17 protein-coding genes and 2 pseudogenes are annotated in these 20125 nt (G+C 65.2%); 7 read left to right on the top strand and 12 right to left on the bottom strand.

Annotation, left to right across the window (positions count from 1 at the left end; translation table 11 throughout):
- Nucleotides 1-186: 186 nt before the first annotated feature.
- Nucleotides 187-1068: a helix-turn-helix domain-containing protein gene (locus NWFMUON74_RS08540; protein ID WP_197986986.1), complete on the top strand. Its 882-nt coding sequence runs from the start codon at nucleotides 187-189 to the stop codon at nucleotides 1066-1068.
- A gap of 2 nt (nucleotides 1069-1070) precedes the next feature.
- Nucleotides 1071-1481 carry a DUF397 domain-containing protein gene (locus NWFMUON74_RS08535; RefSeq protein ID WP_051047393.1) on the top strand — a complete coding sequence of 137 codons (411 nt, stop codon included), beginning with the start codon at nucleotides 1071-1073 and terminating at the stop codon, nucleotides 1479-1481.
- Nucleotides 1482-1597: 116 nt separating this feature from the next.
- Here the strand turns inward: NWFMUON74_RS08535 and NWFMUON74_RS08530 are convergent, their stop codons facing one another.
- From NWFMUON74_RS08530 to NWFMUON74_RS08520, 3 genes are read right to left on the bottom strand one after another with little or no spacing between them, the layout of a single operon-like run.
- Nucleotides 1598-4645, bottom strand: a complete 3048-nt coding sequence (locus NWFMUON74_RS08530; protein ID WP_051047389.1) for a glycine--tRNA ligase — start codon at nucleotides 4643-4645, stop codon at nucleotides 1598-1600.
- Nucleotides 4642-6036 (bottom strand): radical SAM protein, encoded by a 1395-nt coding sequence (locus tag NWFMUON74_RS08525; protein ID WP_051047388.1) that lies wholly within the window; start codon nucleotides 6034-6036, stop codon nucleotides 4642-4644. Before NWFMUON74_RS08525 ends, NWFMUON74_RS08530 begins: the two co-directional genes overlap by 4 nt.
- Before the next feature lie 24 nt (nucleotides 6037-6060).
- A complete protein-coding gene (locus tag NWFMUON74_RS08520; RefSeq protein ID WP_043737901.1) occupies nucleotides 6061-7065 on the bottom strand; it encodes a PqqD family peptide modification chaperone in 1005 nt (334 codons plus the stop codon).
- Between the two features lie 401 nt (nucleotides 7066-7466).
- On the opposite strand from NWFMUON74_RS08520, the gene NWFMUON74_RS08515 reads away from it, so the two are divergent.
- Together NWFMUON74_RS08515 and NWFMUON74_RS08510 are read left to right on the top strand one after the other, a co-directional pair.
- Nucleotides 7467-8687, top strand: coding sequence for a hypothetical protein (locus tag NWFMUON74_RS08515; protein WP_082393300.1), 1221 nt, complete (start codon nucleotides 7467-7469; stop codon nucleotides 8685-8687).
- A complete protein-coding gene (locus NWFMUON74_RS08510) occupies nucleotides 8684-9418 on the top strand; it encodes a glycosyltransferase family 25 protein (protein ID WP_043737899.1) in 735 nt (244 codons plus the stop codon). The genes NWFMUON74_RS08515 and NWFMUON74_RS08510 overlap by 4 nt, the downstream gene beginning before the upstream one ends.
- A 13-nt stretch (nucleotides 9419-9431) precedes the next feature.
- Here NWFMUON74_RS08510 and NWFMUON74_RS08505 read toward each other — a convergent pair whose 3' ends face one another.
- The 5 genes from NWFMUON74_RS08505 to NWFMUON74_RS08485 form a co-directional block, all read right to left on the bottom strand.
- Nucleotides 9432-10049, bottom strand: coding sequence for an acyltransferase (locus NWFMUON74_RS08505; protein WP_232110915.1), 618 nt, complete (start codon nucleotides 10047-10049; stop codon nucleotides 9432-9434).
- A gap of 41 nt (nucleotides 10050-10090) precedes the next feature.
- Nucleotides 10091-10855 (bottom strand): alpha/beta hydrolase, encoded by a 765-nt coding sequence (locus NWFMUON74_RS08500; protein WP_232110914.1) that lies wholly within the window; start codon nucleotides 10853-10855, stop codon nucleotides 10091-10093.
- Between the two features lie 42 nt (nucleotides 10856-10897).
- The gene (locus NWFMUON74_RS08495; protein ID WP_054814845.1) at nucleotides 10898-11626 is read right to left on the bottom strand and encodes a HalD/BesD family halogenase; all 729 of its coding nucleotides are present in this window, start codon (nucleotides 11624-11626) and stop codon (nucleotides 10898-10900) included.
- A gap of 17 nt (nucleotides 11627-11643) precedes the next feature.
- Nucleotides 11644-12429: a phosphotransferase gene (locus NWFMUON74_RS08490; RefSeq protein WP_253807870.1), complete on the bottom strand. Its 786-nt coding sequence runs from the start codon at nucleotides 12427-12429 to the stop codon at nucleotides 11644-11646.
- A 341-nt stretch (nucleotides 12430-12770) separates the two neighbouring features.
- On the bottom strand, nucleotides 12771-13325 hold the full coding sequence (locus tag NWFMUON74_RS08485) for a GNAT family N-acetyltransferase (RefSeq protein WP_043737892.1): 555 nt from the start codon (nucleotides 13323-13325) through the stop codon (nucleotides 12771-12773).
- 360 nt (nucleotides 13326-13685) lie between these two features.
- Between NWFMUON74_RS08485 and NWFMUON74_RS35925 the strand changes: the two genes are divergently transcribed.
- The 3 genes and pseudogenes from NWFMUON74_RS35925 to NWFMUON74_RS08475 all read left to right on the top strand — a co-directional run bounded on the left by NWFMUON74_RS35925 (nucleotide 13686) and on the right by NWFMUON74_RS08475 (nucleotide 17095).
- On the top strand, nucleotides 13686-14480 hold the full coding sequence (locus NWFMUON74_RS35925; RefSeq protein WP_232110913.1) for a site-specific integrase: 795 nt from the start codon (nucleotides 13686-13688) through the stop codon (nucleotides 14478-14480).
- Between the two features lie 54 nt (nucleotides 14481-14534).
- A pseudogene (locus tag NWFMUON74_RS35920) lies at nucleotides 14535-14876 on the top strand (tyrosine-type recombinase/integrase); the annotation flags it as partial.
- Complete coding sequence (locus NWFMUON74_RS08475) at nucleotides 14873-17095, top strand: tyrosine-type recombinase/integrase (protein ID WP_051047384.1); 2223 nt, start codon at nucleotides 14873-14875, stop codon at nucleotides 17093-17095. The pseudogene NWFMUON74_RS35920 and the gene NWFMUON74_RS08475, both read left to right, overlap by 4 nt.
- Before the next feature lie 94 nt (nucleotides 17096-17189).
- On the opposite strand, the pseudogene NWFMUON74_RS35915 reads toward NWFMUON74_RS08475, so the two are convergent.
- The 4 genes and pseudogenes from NWFMUON74_RS35915 to NWFMUON74_RS08455 form a co-directional block, all read right to left on the bottom strand.
- Nucleotides 17190-17315, bottom strand: a pseudogene (locus tag NWFMUON74_RS35915) (recombinase family protein); the annotation flags it as partial.
- A 138-nt stretch (nucleotides 17316-17453) separates the two neighbouring features.
- Nucleotides 17454-17981: a PaaI family thioesterase gene (locus NWFMUON74_RS08465; RefSeq protein ID WP_051047383.1), complete on the bottom strand. Its 528-nt coding sequence runs from the start codon at nucleotides 17979-17981 to the stop codon at nucleotides 17454-17456.
- A gap of 21 nt (nucleotides 17982-18002) precedes the next feature.
- Nucleotides 18003-18446 (bottom strand): universal stress protein, encoded by a 444-nt coding sequence (locus NWFMUON74_RS08460; protein WP_043737890.1) that lies wholly within the window; start codon nucleotides 18444-18446, stop codon nucleotides 18003-18005.
- Nucleotides 18443-19966 carry an MFS transporter gene (locus tag NWFMUON74_RS08455; protein WP_210747209.1) on the bottom strand — a complete coding sequence of 508 codons (1524 nt, stop codon included), beginning with the start codon at nucleotides 19964-19966 and terminating at the stop codon, nucleotides 18443-18445. The genes NWFMUON74_RS08460 and NWFMUON74_RS08455 overlap by 4 nt, the downstream gene beginning before the upstream one ends.
- Nucleotides 19967-20125 lie beyond the last annotated feature (159 nt).

The raw sequence follows: 20125 nt of genomic DNA, 5'->3' as shown, positions 1-20125 counted from the left end.
GGCTCCAGTTACAAGTTGCATGGCTGATCACTCCTGAGATCACTCGAACACTCGCTGAGTGCGCGGTATTGATGTGTTACTCATGCCACGACATTGAGAGTAATGTAGCTGGTATATATACCAGCCGCAAGGGATGGGGCGATCCACCCTGAGAGGCGGGATAGGGTGCTAACGCACGATCGATGAATGGAGGCCGCGATGACGACGCCAGGATGGGACCGGTCAGATCCGAATGCCCTGCGGTTCCTCATCGGCCGGGAGTTACGCGACGCTCGGGAACGAGCCCGCATGTCACAGCGCCAGGCCAGCGAACACCTCGGCTGCACCCAGACAAAGATCAACTACCTCGAATCGGGCCGTAATCAGCAACAACCTGACGAGGTAACTCACCTACTCAAGCTCTATGGCGCCGACGACGTCCACATCACACGCCTCGCCGCGCTCGCGTCCCAGGCCGACCAGACAATCTGGTGGGCGCCGTTCGGCGACGCCTTCCCGAACTGGTTCCGCACCTTCGTCGGACTCGAAGGGCTCGCGACCTCGGTATTCACCTACGAACAGACACTGCTCCCAGGACAGCTCCAGACACCCGAGTACGCAATGGCGCTTCTTCAGGGGAACCTGAGAGTTCCGCCGATCGATGCACCTCAGGTTGTGGAGGCGCGGATGGCACGACAACGCCTCACCGCAGCAAACAACCCGCTGCGGTATCGCGCCGTCCTGGAGGAAGTCGTACTCGATCGCCTGGTCGGCGGTTCTACGGTGATGCGGCCGCAACTCGAGCGCCTACTCGAACTGCAGGAACTCGACAACGTCGAGCTGCACATCATGCCGCTCAGCGTCACCGTCCACGACGGACTCGACGGCGACTTCATGCTGCTGAACTTCGACAATGCCCAATCGATCGGATATGTCGAATACCCGGCTGGCGCCCTGTACATGCAGGAACAGGACCAGGTGCAGTTGTATAAAATGGCAGCTGACCGGCTCTGTGAGGCAGCGCTGTCGGAGTCCGACTCCGCTGAAGTCATCAGAGCCCGAATCAGCACCCTGACAGACAAGGAGTGACGGTGAACACCGGCACCCGCCTCGAATGGCGGACATCCAGCTACAGCAGCAACGGCGAGAACTGCGTCGAGGTCGCCCCCTCCGCCGGCTGGCGGACATCCAGCCACAGCGGGGCCGGTGAGAACTGCGTGGACGTCGCCCCCCGCGATAGTCGCGTCTACCTGCGGCACAGCAAGCACCCCTCGCACGGCACGATCACCTTCGATCTCCACGCATGGACCGCGTTTATCGACGAATCGCGCAGCGGCTCGCGCAGCGCCAACGGCATCGTCAATGTCCGCAAGGACGGAGCGGACACCCTCGTCCAGACTGCGGATGGCGCGATCAGGCTCCGCTTCGACGATGGCGAATGGACCGCCTTCGTTGCCGGAGCCCGCGACGGCGAATTCGATTTCCTGCCGAACACGAATTGACGGCGGCGGCCCGCGCGGCGGCAGCGGTAACTCATGACGGAAGCTCTGACCGTCTGACAATGACGTCGCGATCCGCCATGGCTCCAGCCGCCTGCGCGGTGCCGGGTCGACGAGTGTCATCCATCCCGCTTCTGCAGCATTTGGTGGACTTCTCGCCAGTCGATTCCGGCTGGAGCTTTCGCCAGGATCGCGGCCAGTAGACCCAGCCGTGCGGTGCGGTCGGCGGGGTCGTCGGCCATGACCAGGACATCGTCGAAAAACGTGGTCAGTGGCTCGATCAGGGTGTGGCCGTGGGGGATCCATTCGGTCAACGGCTTGCCATCGGCAACAGGCACCGAACCCATCACGGTCAGGAGCTGCTGCTCGGCGGGGCCGATGAGCCTAGCGGGGTCGTAGGTGGTGGGCGCGGCGGGAGGCAGGATCCGCATGATCCGTTGCAGTCCTTCCACAAGGTCGGCGAATCGGTTGTCCTCGCTGGCTTCGCTGATCTGGTCGATCAACATGTCCGCGCGATGCGGGGCCTCGGCGGAGGGACGGACTGCGGCGATGAGTCCTGGACCGACTGCTTCGTCGCGGAGTCGCTGCTCGTAGCGGGTGGTGATCAGTTCCTCAGCAGTGGACAGGACCGCGGGGTCGATGGTGAGGCCCTGGCCGCGGAGTTGGTCGGCGGCGGTCCTGAGGCCGATTGGGATGGTGACGTCGGCGAGTTCGGGGTGGTCGCGCAGGATTGCCAGGATTCCGGCTGCCGCGCGGCGCAGGCCGTAGGGGTCGGCGTTGCCGGTGAGTTTGGCGCCGACGGCGAGCATCGCGACCAGGAGGTCGAAGCGGTCTGCCAATGCAAGGAGCGCGCCGGGTGTGGTGGTGGGGAGGTCGTCTCCGGACGAGCGGGGCAGCTCCATTTCCCACAGTGCCGTGGCCACTGGTTCGGATTCGCGGGACTTGGTCGCGTATTCGCGCGCCATAGTGCCGGCGAGGGAGGTCATTTCGATCACCATTTGGGTGGCGAGGTCGAACTTCGCGAGGGCACCAGCGCGGGTCAAGGTGGCCGCGTCAGCAGCAGGGAGGCCACTGCGGGTGCCAAGTATGGAGGCCGCTGTGGCAATGCGGTCGGCGCGGTCAGCCATGGTGCCGACCTTCTCGTGGAACATGAGTGCCCCGAGCCGGGCCCGGAACTGGTCAGGGGCGATGGTCAGGTCGACATTCCAGAAGAACGCGGCATCCTCGAAGCGGGCGCGGAGCACGTTTTCGTTGCCGCCGCGGACGACGTCGGCGTCGCAGTCGCCGTTGGCCATCGTCACGAAGACCGGCAGCAGGTCACCCGCGCCGGAGCGGACCGGGAGGTAACGCTGATGCTTGCGCATCACAGTGATGAGGATTTGTTCTGGCAGGTCGAGGTATTTCGGGTCGAAATGGCCCAGGATACCGGTCGGGGATTCGACGAGGTTGGTGATCTCATCGATCAGGTCGGCGTCGCCGTCGACGTCGATCCGGCCGTTCGCGGCCTCAGCCAGAGCGGCGGCCGAGGACACGACGCGTGCGCGGCGCTCGACCGGGTCGACGACGATTCCCGCGGCCTCGAGTACTGGGAGATAGTGGTCGGCGGCAGGGAGATCGAACGTCGGTGTAGCGGACTGGCGGTGGCCTCGGGTGCTGCGGCCCGCTACCAATGTGCCGGCGGTGATCGGGAGGATCTGGTCGCCGAGTAGCGCGGTGAGCCATCGGATAGGGCGGGAGAAACTCAATTCCGGATCACGCCAGCGCATGTTCTTGTCCGCCCGCAACGACAGGGTGAGCCGGGACAGGACATCGGTGAGTACCACTGCCGCCGAACGGCCGGCGCGAGTGCTCTCGACCGCGACGTGCTCGGCACCGCCGACTTCGATCCGTTGCAGATCATCGGCCGAAACACCCTGCGCACGAAGGAAACCGGCGAGAGCCGGAGTGGATTTACCGTCGGCATCGTAGGCTGCGGCGACCTTCGGGCCCCGGCGCACGTTCACGCTGTCGGGTTCCCTATCGGCGATGCCCTCGACTCGCACGCCGATCCGGCGTGGGGTCGCCTGCACGGTGATCTCACCATGCGGCAGGGCAGTGGAATCAAGGAGTTCGATGAGTGTGGCGCGCACGCTGGAAATGCTCGCGGTCACGACATGCGGCGGTAGTTCCTCGGTGCCGATCTCGAACAGCAGCACCGATCCGGGTGCTGAAGTGATCGTGGCGGGATCGACGGGAGAAGTGGCCAGCGGCGGCGGGGCGTGTACTCCGCGCGGATACCCGGCCTCCGCACGTAAGTCGGTCCACAGGGCGGCGATCTCGCGGGATTGCTTGCGCATCACCGCGAACCACTTCGCGCGCTCGGCTGTACTCACCGCACCGCGCGAATCCAGAATGTTGAATGCGTGGCTGGATTTCAGGACATGTACATGCGCAGGGACCGGCAGCCGGGTGGTGATCATCCGGTCGGCTTCGGCCGAGTACGCGGCGAGCAGGCCACGGGTGGTGTCGATGTCGGCGTCGTCGAGGTAGTAGCGCGACATCTCGTACTCAGACTGGCCGAACACTTCGCCGTAGCTGACGCCGGGCGCGTAGGCGATGTGCTCGAAGTGTGTGACGCCCTGGATCGCCATCAGGATCCGCTCGAGGCCGTAGGTGATCTCGACCGGGATCGGGTCGAGGTTCTGTCCCGCGACCTGTTGGAAGTAGGTGAACTGGGTGATCTCCATACCGTCGAGCCAGACTTCCCAGCCCAGACCCCACGCCCCGATCGCCGGCTGAGCCCAGTTGTCCTCCACGAACCGCACATCGTGGGCATCGAGGTCGATACCGAGCGCGGCCAGCGAACCCAGGTACAACTCCTGCGGATCACCCGGTTCAGGTTTGAGTATCACCTGGAACTGGGTGTGGGTCTGCAAGCGGTTCGGGTTCTTACCGTATCGAGAGTCGTCGGGACGTACGGATGGTTCGACGTAGGCGACGTTCCAGATTTCCGGACCCAGCACACTCAGCAGCGTGGCGGGGTTCATCGTGCCGGCACCGACCTCGGTGTTGAACGGCTGACCCAGCAGGCAACCTCGCTGCGACCAGTACGCCTGCAGACGAAGGATCGCTTCCTGCATCGATACGGGGACGGAGGGGTTGTCGTTGTGGGCAGTTGCCGTGGTCATCCGGAAATCCTATCGGTGGCGAGAGCGGGCATTCCGAGCGCTACTCCGGTCGCTGGAGCGAAGAAGCTGGGCAGGTGGCAGCCGCCGCGGCAGGCGTCGGCGACTGCGCAACCGGTGCAGGTTGGCCTGGTGGCGACCGCTGCGTGCACGGCGTCGGTCAAGGCGGGCCATGCTCCGGCGAGGGGTTCGGTGTGCAGGGAACCGAAGTAGACGTTGGAGTGCGGACAGTTCCGCAATCGGCCGTCGTAGGAGACGCTGCCCCACACCATTCCCGATTCGCAGTGCCCGGATATCTGCGACAGCCGCAATCCGAGGGTTGGGTCGTCGGACCGTAACGGGGTGTCGGTATCGGAGGTGCACACCTTCTGCGCGCAGGGCCACGCCACCGTCATCCCGGGGCATTCGGTGGCAAGGAGGTGGTCGATGCGGGTGATCAGCGGCATGGTGACCGACACCGGAATGCCGTAGCGGTCGTCGTGGCGGCCGGTCGGGACGTAGCGCATGACGCCGAACTCGCGCACCCCGAGCGCATGCACATCGCGGATGACGTCCAGCGCACCGTCGATGTTGCTTTTGACCAGTGTCATCTCCGCGACCACGGTGATGCCGGCGTCGATCAGCAGTCGCATCGCGTCGATCGCGCGGTCATAGGCGCGGGGATGGCCGGTCAGTTCGTTGTGGGTGTCGCGGTCGCCGTGGATCGAGACGAGGACACAGCGCACGTTCGCTGCTGCCAGCCGCTTCGCCCGTTCGGCGGTGAGGAAGTGGCCGTTGGTGAACACCACCTGGTACAGGCCGCGGCGTCCACCGTGTTCGAAGATCTCCATCGCATCGGGGTGCAGCAGTGTCTCACCGCCGCTGTAGCGGATGACGAAACAGCCCCGGTCTGCGCATTCGTCGAGGATCGAGCATGCCAGCTCGGTCGGAATATGCTTTTCCGGCAATGCTTTTACCGCGCGCCGGACCTCGGCGTCGCTCATGTCCGGGTCGATCTTCCACACGTTGTAGCAGAATCCGCACGCCCAGTTGCATACGGCGGTGAGCTCGATTTCCAGCCGCAGCGGGAAGTCCAGCTTCGTGTCGAACCGCTTGTCGACGCCCAGCAACGATCCGCGGCCGTCGTCCTGGACGGCTGCTGGCTGCGGGGAGGTCAGGGTGGCGACCAGGTCGGCGGCGTCGGCGGCGACGCGTGAGGGGGCGGCGTTGTAGCGCTGCGCGATATCGCCGATGACGGTGTCGTCATCGGCGCCGGAGAACATCAGGGACACCATCGATTCGGCGACCGCGTTGCGGAGTCGATGGAAGGTGCCGGTGTGTGGGTCGAACAGCAGGCCGAGGTCGGCACGGTATCTCAGCTGCTGGGTCAGGGCCCGGGACAGGGTGGCGGGCATAGCGATGCTCCTCGCGTCGAGCGGTCAGGCGGGTGATAGCCGCGCGAACAACGTGGTGACGTCGTCGGCAACGCGCTCCGGCGGCACCTCATAGGTTTGGGCGAGCGTCTGCGTGATCTGCTCGAGGTCGAGACCCTGATAGGCCAGCTGTACTGCCTCCGCGGCGGTGGTGTTGACCAGTTGTTCGCAGCGGTCGCGTTGCCAGTCGTGCAGCAATTGCTTGCCCGGGTGATAGCGGTAGTGGCGCAGGATCCACTGCGGCGACCCGGTCGGGGCTTCGTCGATGGCCCGGTAGATCGCGCGGGCCTGGTCGATGTGGTCAGCGACCGACGGTCGTTCCAGCAGTCGACCCGCGTAGTCGCGCACGGTGGGGTCGTCGATGCCGATATGCCAGCCGCGGAGCTGCTGGAAGTAGGTCGACACCATCACATCCGCGAGCCCGAAGTCTCCGACGAGGAACGGACCGCCCGAACGGCGCAACAATCCGGACACTACATCGCACAGCCACCGTGCCTGCTCCACCGCGCCGGGCCCAGGAATGCCGGGGGCGGTACGGAGCGAGCGTGCGTAGGACGCGCCCTCGCGCAGGTACGGCAGGTCGTGACTCGCCCAGGCGGAGATAGAGCGGACCAAGGCCCGTTGGCGTCGCGTGGTGCCCATGAGGCTGGGACCGGAGTCCGGTGCGATTTCATCGAGGTATTCGGCGATCGAGACCACATCTCCGGCAACGGCTCCGGTCTCGGTGTCGGCCAGAATCGGGACCCGAGGCAGCAGCGACATCGCGGAGTCCTCCAGAATGCCTTCGACATCGGCTTCCGCGAGTTCGTCGGCATCACACGCGCAGCCGATACCGGCCTCGCGTTCGTCGGTCCCGTCGCCGGCGAACAGCACCCCGTCCGGACTTTCCCGGATCGGCCAATCCAGCTCCACGATCCTTTCGGCCACTGGAAGGCCCTTCTCGGCCACCGCGACTCGACCGCGCATCGACCATCCCGAAAAGTGGAGATCACCCACGTACAAGGTCAGCATTCGACCACCCCTTGTTGTTGCCGCCGGTCCCTGGCCGACCACACCGCGGCCGACCAGGGTTGTCATCTCAGTCGCACTGGCGGCTGATCATCGATTTCGTCTCCACCTTGGGGGCTTCGTACTCCCCACGCTCGGCCGTGGTGGTGGCGTGCTCCGACATGACTTTTCCCTTCCGTCGGTCTCCTGGACGGTGGCTGGAGTGCACGAATCCTGCTACTTCCGAACAGATTTTCGATCAGCCACGATTCGAGTGTCTGTCCACTGCGCTGTATGTGCTATCCCTGCTGCATCCCGAGTTTCTGGACACCCTGGACTGGAGTGGACATTTTCTGGACACAGGTAGTACGGCCGCTCGGGAAACCCGATGTCGCATTCGCCTTCGCTGGACATAAGGTGGACAGATGCTGGCGCCGCCCTCTATCGACCAGGTGAAGGACAGCTTGAGACGGGTGCGCCGCGGACTCGGATTGGCGCGGCCCACAGCACTGCTCACCATCATCGACGAACCTGTGCAGGCATATCTGTGCCGCGACTCCGACACCGAGCCTGGCTCTGCCGAACACATCGAACATCTCGCCGCAATCCTGCGTCAGGCGATCGGTCAGCTCACCGAGAGCGAGCGGGTCTACGCCGAAGTGGATTTCAACGTTCGACCTGACCACAGTTACCCGACGCTCACCGACAGGCAAGAGTCCCTGGCCCAGCACCTCAAGTGCGCGGTCAAGACCGTGCGCCGCCGTTCCGACCAAGCCCTCGACACCCTGGCTTATCTCCTGGTAACGATCTCGTCGGCTCCTGACGGGGCACAGACGCAGGCCATCGACCGCAGCCCGAGCCACCACGGCCGGGCCAGCAAACAGGATCCCTACGATGCTGTGCGCCGGTTCTGGGGCCTGCGTCCTAGCGGTGGCGTCGACATTGTCTGCTCCGAAATCCCCGTGGACGAACGTCCAGAGTATGCGTCACCACAGGATCGGAACTACCTGCGGTATGCCAAGTTCGCTGACTTGGACACATTGATCTTCGTCCGCACCCAACTGGCGCAACTCGCTCCCACCGCGGTTGTGCGCGACTTCGCGCCCTCGGAGTACTTCGATACCCAGGTCGAGGTTCTCGTGGTGATCGGCGGCCCACCGTGGAACGCCAAATACCGGGAGTTCCTCCCTCAGTTACCCTTCTACTTTGATGCGAATCCGCTCGGTGAGGACGACCCGCTCGTCGTACCCGAACTGGACAACCTCTGTATGGCTCCACGGTGGACACCCGGTGGCGAGCTGATCGAAGACCTCGCCGTGCTCACCCGGCTCACCGTGCAGGGAACCACCGCGCTACTGCTGGGCGGGTGCCTCACCCTCGGGGTCCTCGGCGCGGCCCGCGCACTACTCGATCCACGACGAGGACCCACCAATGTCGAATACCTCTCCGACCACGTCGGTCAGGATGACTTCGTCGTGGTCACCGAAGCCCGTCGCGTCGGCGGCATCACCGACGTCGCCGACCTCACCGTCATGGAGCCCCTGCTGCTCATGTCCCGCCCCCACGGCGCGAACTGGGGAGTCGTGATCGACAACACCAAACGCTTCACCTGCCATCACCGCTGCTCCCCCGGGCAAACGGCGTGACGAATCTGGACGACATCGCCACCTATGTCGTGAATCTGCCACGGCGGAAAGACCGCCGAGCATGGATCAGCGCCCGGCTACCTTCGGCAATGACGGTCACCTACACCTCGGACCTCGACGTGGTCATCGACGGCCGGCAACTCGCCACCAGCGACCTCCAGGCGCTTGGAATCAAGCTGTTCGACTGGCAAATCGACTCCGACAACCCGTGGTGGAATCGACCGCTCAAATACGGCGAAATAGGCTGCACTCTCGCTCATCTCGCATGCTGGAACCACGCCGAGAAGCACAGCGCAGCCCCGTACACTCTGATCCTCGAAGACGACGCGACCCTCCCACCGGAATTCGCACCACGCCTTCTCCAGACCCTGAACCTGATCGACGAAGTCGATATCGCATTCGACATGCTGTACCTCGGGCGCGACCTGCTCCGGCCGGACACCCCTACGCCGGTTCCCGGGATCGTCCACCCCGGCTACAGCCACTGCAGCTACGCCTATCTGCTCACTCGCAGTGGCCTGCGTACCGCACTGTCCACCGAACTCACCGAGGCCATCGTGCCGGTCGACGAGTTCCTTCCCGCCCTCTACACACCACATCCACGACCCGATGTGCGGGCACGGTTCGCACCGCGACTCACCGCGCTAGCGTTCGATCCGCCGCTGGTCACACAACGACCGAAGGACGACGCCGGCAGCGACACCGAGAATTCCGACTTCATTCGGTGGTGATGCGCGGCTTCGATCACCGCATCGGTCGCGGTGCCGTCCAGTGTTCGATCAGCGCCGAAAGACGTTTACCGGGCCACTCGCCGATCGGCGTGTGAACATTGACGCCGGTGACGACGTGCTCACTCGGCACGTTCTTGGTCACGACCGCGCCGGCCGCGACGTAGCTGCGAGGCCCGATCCGGACGCCGCCGACCACTCGTGCACCAAACCCGACCACCGAATCCGCCTCGACCACGGGCGGTTCTTCATCCACTCCCCACCAACCCAGATGCGGACTCGTGTACTCGTGGACCAGCTCGCCCATCACGGTCGCGCGGTCACCGATCACCGTCGCATCGCAAACGAACCCAGCGACACACGCGTCCGCGCCGATCGTGACGCGATCACAGATGTAGGCGCCGTGGACGACCCGGGTCCGGTCGCCGATCACACACCCGTACCCGATCCGTGCCCGGTCTTCTACCACGCACTCCATGCCAAGAGCTGTGCCTTCCTGGATGATGACCTGGTTGAACAGCAGACTCCGATCTCCGATCACGACAGGAGTACCCGCCGACCATCGCCCACGTTGAGCTTCCCGCAGACGCGTTTCCTTCGGGCATCCCAGAACGCAGTGCTCGCCGATGATCACATCATCACCGAGCCGAATCGGCCCGTGCAGGTCCCTGGGAGTCACGAGGCGGGCGCGACCTGGCCGACCAGCCAGTCAACCGTCTCCGAGATCGCCTGATCTTCGCGCTCCCGCGAGTCGAAGCCGTGATCCGAACCAGCGATGGTACGCAGCGCCGTATTCGGCCTCGACATCGCGGCCCGAGCGGAAATCTCGTAGGAGACCGCGGTGTCACGGTCTCCATGGACGATCAGCGACGGCACGGTGCTGTCGAGGAATCGTGCCAGTGGGTCGTAGTGGGCGAACTCGCTGAACAACACGCGGCCGAGTTCGAATTCCCCGTCGACCACCAGGACTCCGGTGTCGTGCAATAGTTTGCGCTGCGACGCGCCGAAGTTCTCTTCACCCCACGCCAAATCCGGCTCCAGGAACGTATGCCGCAGGTCGAGGACAGGATTCCACAGCACCAACCGATCAAGCCCATCAGCAAGCCACGGCAGCGACAGCACCGTGGACACGGCCCCGAAACTAGCCGCCACAATCGAAAACCGGCCCGGAAACCGCCCCTGGAGGAACTGCACCGCAGCCTCCAGATCCAGGCACTCGCCAGCAATGGTCACTCCGCGTTGCGTCCCACCGCTGTTTCCATGCCCCCGGAACGAGAACCGCACGACATCAAATCCCACAGCGGTCAGTCGCTCGGCCAAGCGGACGAACATCCCACCGCCCTCGTCCATATCCACAGTGATCCCGTGCACCAGCAGCACGACCCCCTTGGCCGGAACGGATGCCATATGGACCGCTGCGTCGAGCCGCACACCGTCCACTGATCCCAATGTGACGCTCTCAACCGGCAAGGTTTCCTCCGCTCAATCCCCAGGCTCGGACCACAGTGCGTCCATCGTCTCGTGCGATACGGGCCGCGACAATTCATCCTCCGCCGCGAACGCCATGTTCACAATCGTGCGGCGGCCCCGCCGAATCGGGTGCACCCGATGCAGCGTCGTACTCGCCCGCATGAGATACACCTGTCCCGGACCGGCCTCCAGCCGGTGGATCGCGCGATCACGAAGTACCTGCTCGATGCCCGGCTGCTGCTTATCCCACACCGTGCCCGGGACACACTCGACGAATCCGCCGTCAACGGTGTCCGGGCATTCGGCCACCCACACCAGCGCGAAACTGTAATCGTCCCAATGCCATCCATGCGTGTCACCCACCCGGTCCAGCTGGGTAACCACGAACTGTTCGGGCTCATACGGGCATGAATACACAGCTTGACCGGCCACGGCAGCCACAACCTCGGCGACCTCGGGTGATGCATACGTCTCCCGGATCACAACTCCGCTCTCCGCGATCTGCGCCCGCCTCACGTTCCTCATCCGGCGAGGCGTGAAACCTGTCTCGGCGAAAGCCAAGTCCCGACGGACGCCCAACTGCTCCGCCAACCAGATGGCCTCAGCCGCAATCGCATACCGAACTGACGCGGGAAAGAGCCAGGACACCACCGCGGCACCGTGCCGCTCCAGGTCGTCATGCGCGGCGGCGATCCGCTGCGCATGTTCGACTTCGTACCTCGTGTTCACACCACCGGTCATAGCGGACCGCGCTGCGCTCACTTCCACCCGACCCGCCGCTGCAACCACGCAACCGTTGCGCGACCTGACTCGGCGCGGTGCCGACGCAGAGCCACCGACTGCGACCCTCCAGGCCGACGGCTCTCTCGGATCCAGTACCCCGCCAGCGCGCACACCAGCGCAGAGATCGCATCAGGATCGACGCCCCGGGTGAGGGCGTGCGAGCCCAGGATCGGTTCGGGATCGACCCCATGCAGGGCGAAGGCGGTCGCCAGGAACACCAGATCCACCCACGCCGCACCCACGGATGGCCAGGACCAGTCCACGATCATCACCGTGCCATCGGGGCGCACCAGCATGTTGTCGGCGCGAAGATCGGTATGCAGCAACGTCTGCCCGACCGTGGCACGCTCCCACCCGGATTCGAGAACAGCGAGCCGATCCACGTTCCGGGCCGACCACTCGTCCAAGTTACCGGCCAGCTCGCCGCCGGCCAGCTTCCGCCAACCTGATAAGTCCGATCCGAGATCATCGGCCAGGGTCGGTACGTCCGGTAGTGGGTTCGGTGTCAGCATCCGTGCCATGTCCTCGACCACGGCGAGCACCGCCGCCAATTCCGTAGGCTGGTCGAAACGGGGATGGCGACCGGTGACGTCGTCGAATACCAGGACTCGCCACCCGTCGATTTCCAGCATGAACCTCACCGCTGGTGCCGGGATCTCTGCTGGGAGCTGAGTCGCGGTGTCGCCTTCGATCCGGTACCGGTGGGCGAAACGGTCTCTGATGGGGATTGCTTTGGCAAACACCGTGCGACCGTCCACCATCGCTAGCCGGGATGCCATTCCGCGGCTGAATCCGCCCGGTTGGGTCGATCCCGAACGCACTCCCGCGCCCAAGCGACTCTCGATCTCGCCTCGCACCGAGATGGGCAGCTCGCTCCACGCGATCCGGGACACCGGGATTTCGATCTCGGTCATCGGACAATAGTGCCGCGCGAACAGCGGCCTTCACCAGCTAATTTCCCGCTCGGCAGCCCGTCCGGGATGATCGTCGTCCCGGGCGATAGCGGGTCATAGTAGCCCTGACCGAGTAGGAGGCCGTCATGGTCGTAAGCGACGGTACCGAATCTGGAGGTGCCCACCGAGGTCAGCCAACAGGCGGCCGATCAGGACAGATCAGAACCCAACATCGAATACATGATCATGTCCCGACGCTCCTCGCCGACCAGCTGCCAACTGCGGAGCAGGCCCTCACACTGGAAACCCACACGCTCAGCCGTCCGCTGGGATGCGGCATTCCAGGGCTCGACATATAGGTGAAGGCGGCGGATCTCCAGGTCAGTAAGGGCCCAGGCAGTGACCGCTCGAAGCGCTTCCGCAGCGACCCGCTGACCACGAGCGGACTTGACCACCCAGTAGCCCAGCATCGCACGCCCCTCGTCCAGGTCCCGCAACCACAGACCGACCGACCCGAGCGGCCGACCGTCCTCAACCCGCACGATGACGAACGGATACCCACTGCCGGTCGATACACGCTCCCACTGCCGACGCACGAAGGCTTCGCCTGCTTCTCGCGAGTACACCGCCGGAACGGTCGTGATCAACGGGATGTGATCGTCGCTCGACGCCTCTCGAACCAGAGGCAGGTCGCTGATCTCCCAGGAGCGGAGCACAAATCTGTCGTTTGCAGTCAAACGCGGGATATCCAACGGGGCAACCATGCTCGCATCCTGCCGAGATGCCCACGCAGGCGCACGCCCATTTCACACCCGAGATCTGCGGGTTCGGCCAACGGAATGGCTTCACCGCCAAGGTGCGGGACGGCGGTGGGACCACGATCGAGCAATGGCGCCTCTAGTCGATCCAGTACCGTCGCATCGTGCTGCCGTCGGCCCAAAGCTCGACCCCCTCCAAGACCCCGCCGCAAGCCTCGATGACGTATTGACTGAACTAACTTCGTAATCCTTGCAGGTCAGCTTAGGTTTCTGCTAGCTTTCCTCGCCATGTGCGAAGAGGGCGGCGAGCGATATCTGTCGAGACTCGTTGTGCCGGACGTCGGTCGGCTCCAAAGGACCGGTGACGTGTGGGAGCCATACCAGCTTCTCGACGCGAACGGCGCGGTCATCGAACCCGCGGCGAGGTACTTCGCCGAGCTACAGGCCACCGACAAGCAGCCGTCGACGATCCGGTCATATGGCAGCGATCTGCTTCGCTGGTGGCGGTTCCTCGCCGCGATCGGCATGTCGTGGGACAAAGTAACGCCAATGGAGGGGCGCGACTTCGGACGATGGAGGTTGTTGGCGGACAAGCCGATGAGAGTTCATTGGCGGCACCGGACCGACGGCCAGTTGCCCGGTTTGCCCCGCGGCCGCCCCAGCCAGGTCGTCAATGCCGTCACTGGCAGGCCGAGCCCGGGACCGAAGTACTCGCCAGCGTCGCGGGCGCACGCCGAGACCGTCTGGCGGGCGTTCTACGACTTCCAGCTGGAACTCGGCAAAGGCCCATTGATCAACCCATTCCCGCTGGACCGCTCACGACGCTCAAGGCGGGCTCACGCGCACCACAACCCGATGGATCCGCATCGGAAGGAGCGGGTCGGCCGCTATCGGCCGAAGGTTCCCAAGCGGATCCCGAAGAAGATCCCCGACGAGCAATTCAACACGGTGTTCGCGGCACTGAAGTCGAACCGGGACCGCGCCCTGCTGGCGCTCTGGGTGTCCACCGGCGCCCGCGCCGAAGAACTACTGTCCGCCTGCCAGGGCGATGAGGATCCCGGCCAGCAACTGATCACGGTTACACGAAAGGGTTCTCGCAAAGCTCAGCAGTTGCCGGCTTCGCCTGATGCGTTCGTCTGGCTGCGGCTCTACCAGGAATAACTCTGGCGCAAGGGCGCTTCCCGCGGTCACCGCCATCCACTCTGGTTCACGCTACGCCGACCTTGGCGGCCGCTGTCCTATCACGCGGCCCGAGCAATGTTCACCCGCGCCCAGGAAGCGCTCGGCTCCAACTATCCGCTCCACGCCCTTCGGCACACCGCGGCCTACCGCATGGCCGATGACCCGGACATGGACATCACCGACGTCCAGTGGATCCTTGACCACGCCGATCTGACGACCACGCAGCTCTACACCACCCCTACCCACGGTGAGGTGATCACGGCTGCGCTCGCCCACCACGCGCGCCAGAACGAGCGCGCGGCAGCCCCACCGGAGCCGCCAGCGTCGGGTTACGACCCACGTTCTCTCGACGTCATATTCGGCAGGACGCAGTGAAATCATCGACAACCACAGCGACGGCTGAGGTCGGTTCGACCAGCCGAAAGCAGGAACTGACGCGCGAAGCGCGTGGAGTGCTCGCCGAGACCATCCTGGATCAATTTCCCGCTCGACCAGTGCTTTCCGCTTCGCGTCAGGCCCTGACCGTCGAGAAAACCATTGAACGGCTCGAGGGGTTACGGCTTCCTCCGGTGTCGGACGATATGCGCTTTCGTCGCAGACTGTGTGTCAAGAGGCTGCTCGGCAGGCTGGAGATCTTCCCTGGCGAGACCTGGCAGCAGCGATGGCAGGCCAGCGGTGCCGAAACCGCTGAGCCGCACTGGACTGCGGCCGCCGCGGAATGGCACCGGGCACACGGCCGGGTAGGCGACAAGTCCCAGCTGCTGACCGCGCTGATGCTGCTGTCCATTGCAAGGATCATCTGTCCCAGCCCGACATTCCTGCTTACTATCAACCGAACCGGAACCTGGACGACTAGGATCGCCGAGTATCGCGATCCGTCGGGTTTCGGGCTACTCAAGACGGCGATGACGCCCGAAATCCGGTCGAGCACCTGCCTCCCCGTCATCCGATGGCAGCTCTGTGTCCTGCTGCTGACCAAGGGCGGCGGCGTTCGCGACATCACCGTCGGAGACTGTGTCGAGTTACGCAAGCAGGAGATAGCCATCGGTTTGCCCGGAAAGGGGCGCTATCTGTTCTACACCCTGCTCGAGGCTGCGGGATTCCTTCCGCAGGGTGCGCCGGTGACCCTGCGCGCAATCATGAACTATGGCGGACGATCCAGCATCGAGCGACTCGTGGATCGGTATCACGTCGCTGATCCCGAGGTCCGCAACCTGCTGGTCAGCTACCTGGCGGAACGGCAAGTCGCCCTGGACTACACCACACTCGACTCGTTGTCGCGGGTGCTGGTTATGAATTTCTGGACGGATCTGGAAGCACACCATCCAGGCATCGACTCGCTCGACCTCGACCCGAAAGTGGCGCATGCGTGGAAAGAACGCCTCCGCGTCAAGATCCAGAATAAGCGCCTGCCGGACGGGACCACCGTCGAGGTCACCGTCCCACGGGTGAACTACCTCCAACTCCTGACCACAGTCCGGGCGTTCTACCTGGACATCGCGCAATGGGCTACCGAGGATTCTGCGCGATGGCCGCGATGGGCCGTTCCGTGCCCCATCCGCGCGTCGGAAACCGCGCACTCGACCAGGAAGGTCAATTCGCGCCGAAAGGCGCGCATGGACCAGCGGACCCGCGAACGCCTGCCCTTGCTGCCAGTTCTGGTGCGGACCGCCGAACGCCGCACCGAGGAGGCCCGCCTCCGACTGGACGCAGCGTTGAATTCTGAACCCGGCAAGCCGTTCACCGTCTTCGGCGAGACCTTCACCAGAGTCTCCGCACGCAGAAACGAAAATCAGCGGCTCAGTATGGTTACGGGCGTCTTCGACTCGACCGGCCGCCGCCGCCACCTTCGTGCCGAGGACCATCGTGCCTTCTGGGGTTGGGCAGCAGTCGAGTTTCTTCGGCACACCGGCGTCAGGGTCGAGGAGATGCTCGAAACGAGCCATCACAGCATCATCCAGTATCGACACCCCCAAGCAGGGCAGATCATCCCGCTGCTGCACGTCGCGCCGTCCAAGACCGACGAGGAACGCCTCCTCGTCGTCAGTCCGGAGCTGGCCGATGTCATATCCGCGATCATCGCCCGAGTTCGGCAGAAGGACGGAGCCATTCCATTGGTCCCCTTCTATGACCTCTCCGAACGATGCTGGGCCACGCCGGCTCCGCTGCTGTTCCAGTGGAACAACGGCAGCCATACGCGAGCCATAGCGGCGTCGACGATCCGCAAATGCATCAGGGAAATACTCGAGTCGACGGACATAAAAGACGCCGGCGGCCAACCGCTCTACTTCGTGCCCCACGACCTGCGCAGAATATTTGCCACGGACGCAATTCTGAACGGGATGCCCCCGCACATTGCGCATGCTGCTGGGTCACAACGACATATCCACCACCATGGGTTACAAGGCCGTCTACCCACAAGAAGCAATCAACGGCCACCGCGCGTTCATCACGCGGCGCCGAGGAACGCGGCCGAGCGAGGAATACCGCACCCCTACCGATGCCGAGTGGGAGGAATTCCTGGGCCATTTCGAGCGCCGCAAGGTTGCGCTCGGCGAATGCGGGCGCGCATACGGAACTACCTGCCAGCATGAGCACTACCTGTCGCTCGTCGATGGCCGCTGCGGCGGAGGTGGCGGCGGCGAGTGCGTTGTCCAGGCCGGCCCGGTTCTTGCGGGTGGTCCCGGAGAACCCTTTGTCGATGAAGATCCGCTCGCGCGGCGCTCCGAGCGCCAGTAGTTGTTCGGTTTGGATCTCGACGTCTTGTTCGTCGGTGGAGCAGCGGCAGTATCCGATGCGGAACGGCTCACCCATGCCGAAAGTGTTCCAGATGGCGGGGGTTGACCGGCACAGTTTGCGGAACACCTCTACGGAACACCGGTGTGCTGGGCCGATGTTCGTTCTGCGTGGTGTTCCGGTGGACGATCGGGTTACGGAACAGGTCAGGGGGTGTTATCGGTGTGTGGGGGTTTGTTGTGGGGTGAGGAAGTGGTTGACGTCGACGATGAGGAACAGTGCGGTGGCGGTGGTGACCACGTGGGCGTGGTCGTTTTCGATGGTGGCTTTCAGGTGGAGTTTGCGGCCGTCGCGGGAGTGGATGTGGGCGCGGAGGGTGTAGGGGGTGTCGAGCAGGATCGGGGCGAGGTAGTCGATGGCGAGGTGGCGGGTGACGGCGGGTTCCCCGACGGTGTAGAGCAGGAGTCCGAACAGTTCGTCGAGGACGGTGGCGACCGCGCCGCCGTGGGCGATCGCTGGGGCGCCGACGTGGCGGGAGTCGAAGCGGTGGTGGGCGTAGACGCCGTGTGTGTCGCGTCGGGCGCGTAGCTGGTGGCCGTGGGGGTTGGCCGGTCCGCAGCCGAGGCAGTGGTCGTGGTGGGGCGGCAGGTCGGCGGAGTCGGGTGCGTGTACGGGGAAGGCGGGGATCCAGTCCGGGACCTGGCGGGGCTCGGGTGTGTGGGTGCTGGGTGTGTTCTCGGTCATGGGTGCTTTCTGTGAGTGTGTTTAGGCGGTGATGAGGATGTCGCAGTGGGTTTTGCGGGCGAGCTCGATCGGTGGGGTGGACAGCAGCTGGGCCAGCAGTGGTGACCGGTGGGGGTTGGCGGTGACGATGAGGTCGGCGGCGGTGGCCGCGGCCAGGTGCAGCAGCGCGGGTAGGGCGGGTTCGTCCAGGATGTGGGTGTCGACGTCGGTGGCGCCGTGGGCGAGGGCGTGCTGGTGGGCGATGCGCAGGACGGTGTCGGCGGGGGTGCTGCCGTGCAGCGGGGAGGTCTCGGGTCCGGGCCGGTCGAGGTGGGCCTTGGGTGTGTGTTCGTCGATGCGGTGGCGAGCGCAGACGATCAGTAGCCGGGCGTGGGTGGCGTGGGCGAGTTCTGCGGCGTGCTCGACCACACGGTAGGAGCGGTCGGATCCGTCGGTGTCGACGATGATCGTGTGGTAGGCCGTCATGACGGGCGTCTTTCACGAGGAGAGGCGTGTGAGGAGGGGGGAGAGGTTCTCATGTGCGGGCGTGGCGTGCGGCCGGGGGCCAGGACGGCCAGCACGATCGCTGTGGCGGTGGTGAGGGCGGCCAGTGCGAGCGCGGCCTGGCCGCTGCCGTGCACGAACGCGGCTTGGGCGAACTCGGCCAGCGGCGCGGCTACCGGTCCTGCCTGGTCGGCGACTTGCAGGGCGGCGGCCAGGGAATCGGCGACCGGGCCGCGGGCGGGCTCGGGTAGCCGGGCCAAGGCGGGCTGGATGCGGTGGGTGTAGCCGGCGGCGAGGACGCTGCCGGCCACGGCGATCCCGATCGCGGCGCCGATCTCGCGGGCGGCGTCGTTGACCGCGGCGGCGACCCCGTGTTTGGCCTCTGGGGTGTCGGCGACGATGGCATAGGTCGCCGGGGCGGTGCACAATCCCAGGCCCGCGCTCATGATCAGCAGCGGCCACAGCAGGTCGGGATAGTTTGCGGCCAGGGTCAACCGGCTCACCAGCACCAGCCCGGCGGCGATGGTGAGCAGGCCGGTCACGGTCATCACCCGTAATCCGACCAGGCTCGACAGCCACGGCGCGATCACCGAGATCGCGACCAGCGGCACCACCATCGGTGCCAGTGCCAGCGCCGAGGCCAGCGGCCCGTAACCGAAGATCAGCTGCAGGTACTGCACCAGCAGCAGGAACACTCCGAAGGTGACCAGGAACTGGATGGTCACCGACAGCGACCCGGCACCGAAACCGCGGCGGGTGAACAACCGCACGTCCAGCAGCGGCGCCGCGCTGCGCAGTTCGACGACCACGAACGCCACCGCCGCGGCCACACCGATCCCGGCCGCGGCGGCGACGAGCGGGTCGGCCCAGCCGCGTGCGGGGACCTCGATCGCGGCGAACACGATCGCGGCGACCGCGACCGCCACCGTGCCCGCGCCGACCCAGTCCACCGGCGGATGCTCACGGTGGCGGGATTCGGCGATGGTGCACGCCAGCACCGCCAGCACCGTCCCGGCCACGGTCAACCCGACGAACACCGAGGGCCACGACCATCGTTCGAGCAGCACCCCGGCACCGAGGATCCCCAGCACCGCCCCGGATCCGGCGACCCCGGCCCATATCCCGACCGCCCGGCCGCGATGAACAGGGGCGAACCCCGCGGTCAGGATCGACAGCGTCGAGGGCATCACCAGCGCCGCGCCCGCCCCGGCCAGGGCGCGCGTCGCGATCAGCCACACCGGCTCGTCCAGCAGCAGCGGCAGCGCCGAGGCGGCGGCGAACACCACCAATCCCGCCACCAGCACCACACGTCGCCCGTAACGGTCACCGACGGCGCCGGCGGGCAGCACCAGACACGCCAGCACCAGTGTGTAGCCGTCGACGATCCAGGTCAGCTGAGCTTGGGTGGCCCCGGTCGCGACCGCGATCTGCGGCAACGCCGAATACAACGCCGCCATCGCCGCGACCACCAGCGCCACCGCCAGGCACGACACCGTCAGCATCCACCACTCGGCCCGGGTCCACCGGGCGATCTCGACAGTGTCCGTCCCAGGCGTGTCCACCGGCACCTCCCGACTTTAGAGACCGATAGTCTCTGTGCGAGACCATTCGTATCATAGGGGTCGGGGTGTGGGATAGAGTCCACTCACACCCACAGCCGC

Source organism: Nocardia wallacei (assembly GCF_014466955.1).
Lineage (GTDB): Bacteria > Actinomycetota > Actinomycetes > Mycobacteriales > Mycobacteriaceae > Nocardia > Nocardia wallacei.
This window is presented reverse-complemented; position numbering and strand designations above follow the sequence as displayed.

Excerpts from the sequence above, each read along its gene's own strand:
- NWFMUON74_RS08540 (WP_197986986.1), top strand. The coding sequence starts at position 187 with ATGGAGGCCGCGATGACGACGCCAGGATGGGACCGGTCAGATCCGAAT.
- NWFMUON74_RS08530 (WP_051047389.1), bottom strand. The coding sequence starts at position 4,645 with ATGACCACGGCAACTGCCCACAACGACAACCCCTCCGTCCCCGTATCG.
- NWFMUON74_RS08525 (WP_051047388.1), bottom strand. The coding sequence starts at position 6,036 with ATGCCCGCCACCCTGTCCCGGGCCCTGACCCAGCAGCTGAGATACCGT.
- NWFMUON74_RS08520 (WP_043737901.1), bottom strand. The coding sequence starts at position 7,065 with ATGCTGACCTTGTACGTGGGTGATCTCCACTTTTCGGGATGGTCGATG.
- NWFMUON74_RS08515 (WP_082393300.1), top strand. The coding sequence starts at position 7,467 with ATGCTGGCGCCGCCCTCTATCGACCAGGTGAAGGACAGCTTGAGACGG.
- NWFMUON74_RS08495 (WP_054814845.1), bottom strand. The coding sequence starts at position 11,626 with ATGACCGGTGGTGTGAACACGAGGTACGAAGTCGAACATGCGCAGCGG.
- NWFMUON74_RS08490 (WP_253807870.1), bottom strand. The coding sequence starts at position 12,429 with ATGGTGGACGGTCGCACGGTGTTTGCCAAAGCAATCCCCATCAGAGAC.
- NWFMUON74_RS08485 (WP_043737892.1), bottom strand. The coding sequence starts at position 13,325 with ATGGTTGCCCCGTTGGATATCCCGCGTTTGACTGCAAACGACAGATTT.
- NWFMUON74_RS08465 (WP_051047383.1), bottom strand. The coding sequence starts at position 17,981 with ATGACCGAGAACACACCCAGCACCCACACACCCGAGCCCCGCCAGGTC.
- NWFMUON74_RS08460 (WP_043737890.1), bottom strand. The coding sequence starts at position 18,446 with ATGACGGCCTACCACACGATCATCGTCGACACCGACGGATCCGACCGC.
- NWFMUON74_RS08455 (WP_210747209.1), bottom strand. The coding sequence starts at position 19,966 with ATGCTGACGGTGTCGTGCCTGGCGGTGGCGCTGGTGGTCGCGGCGATG.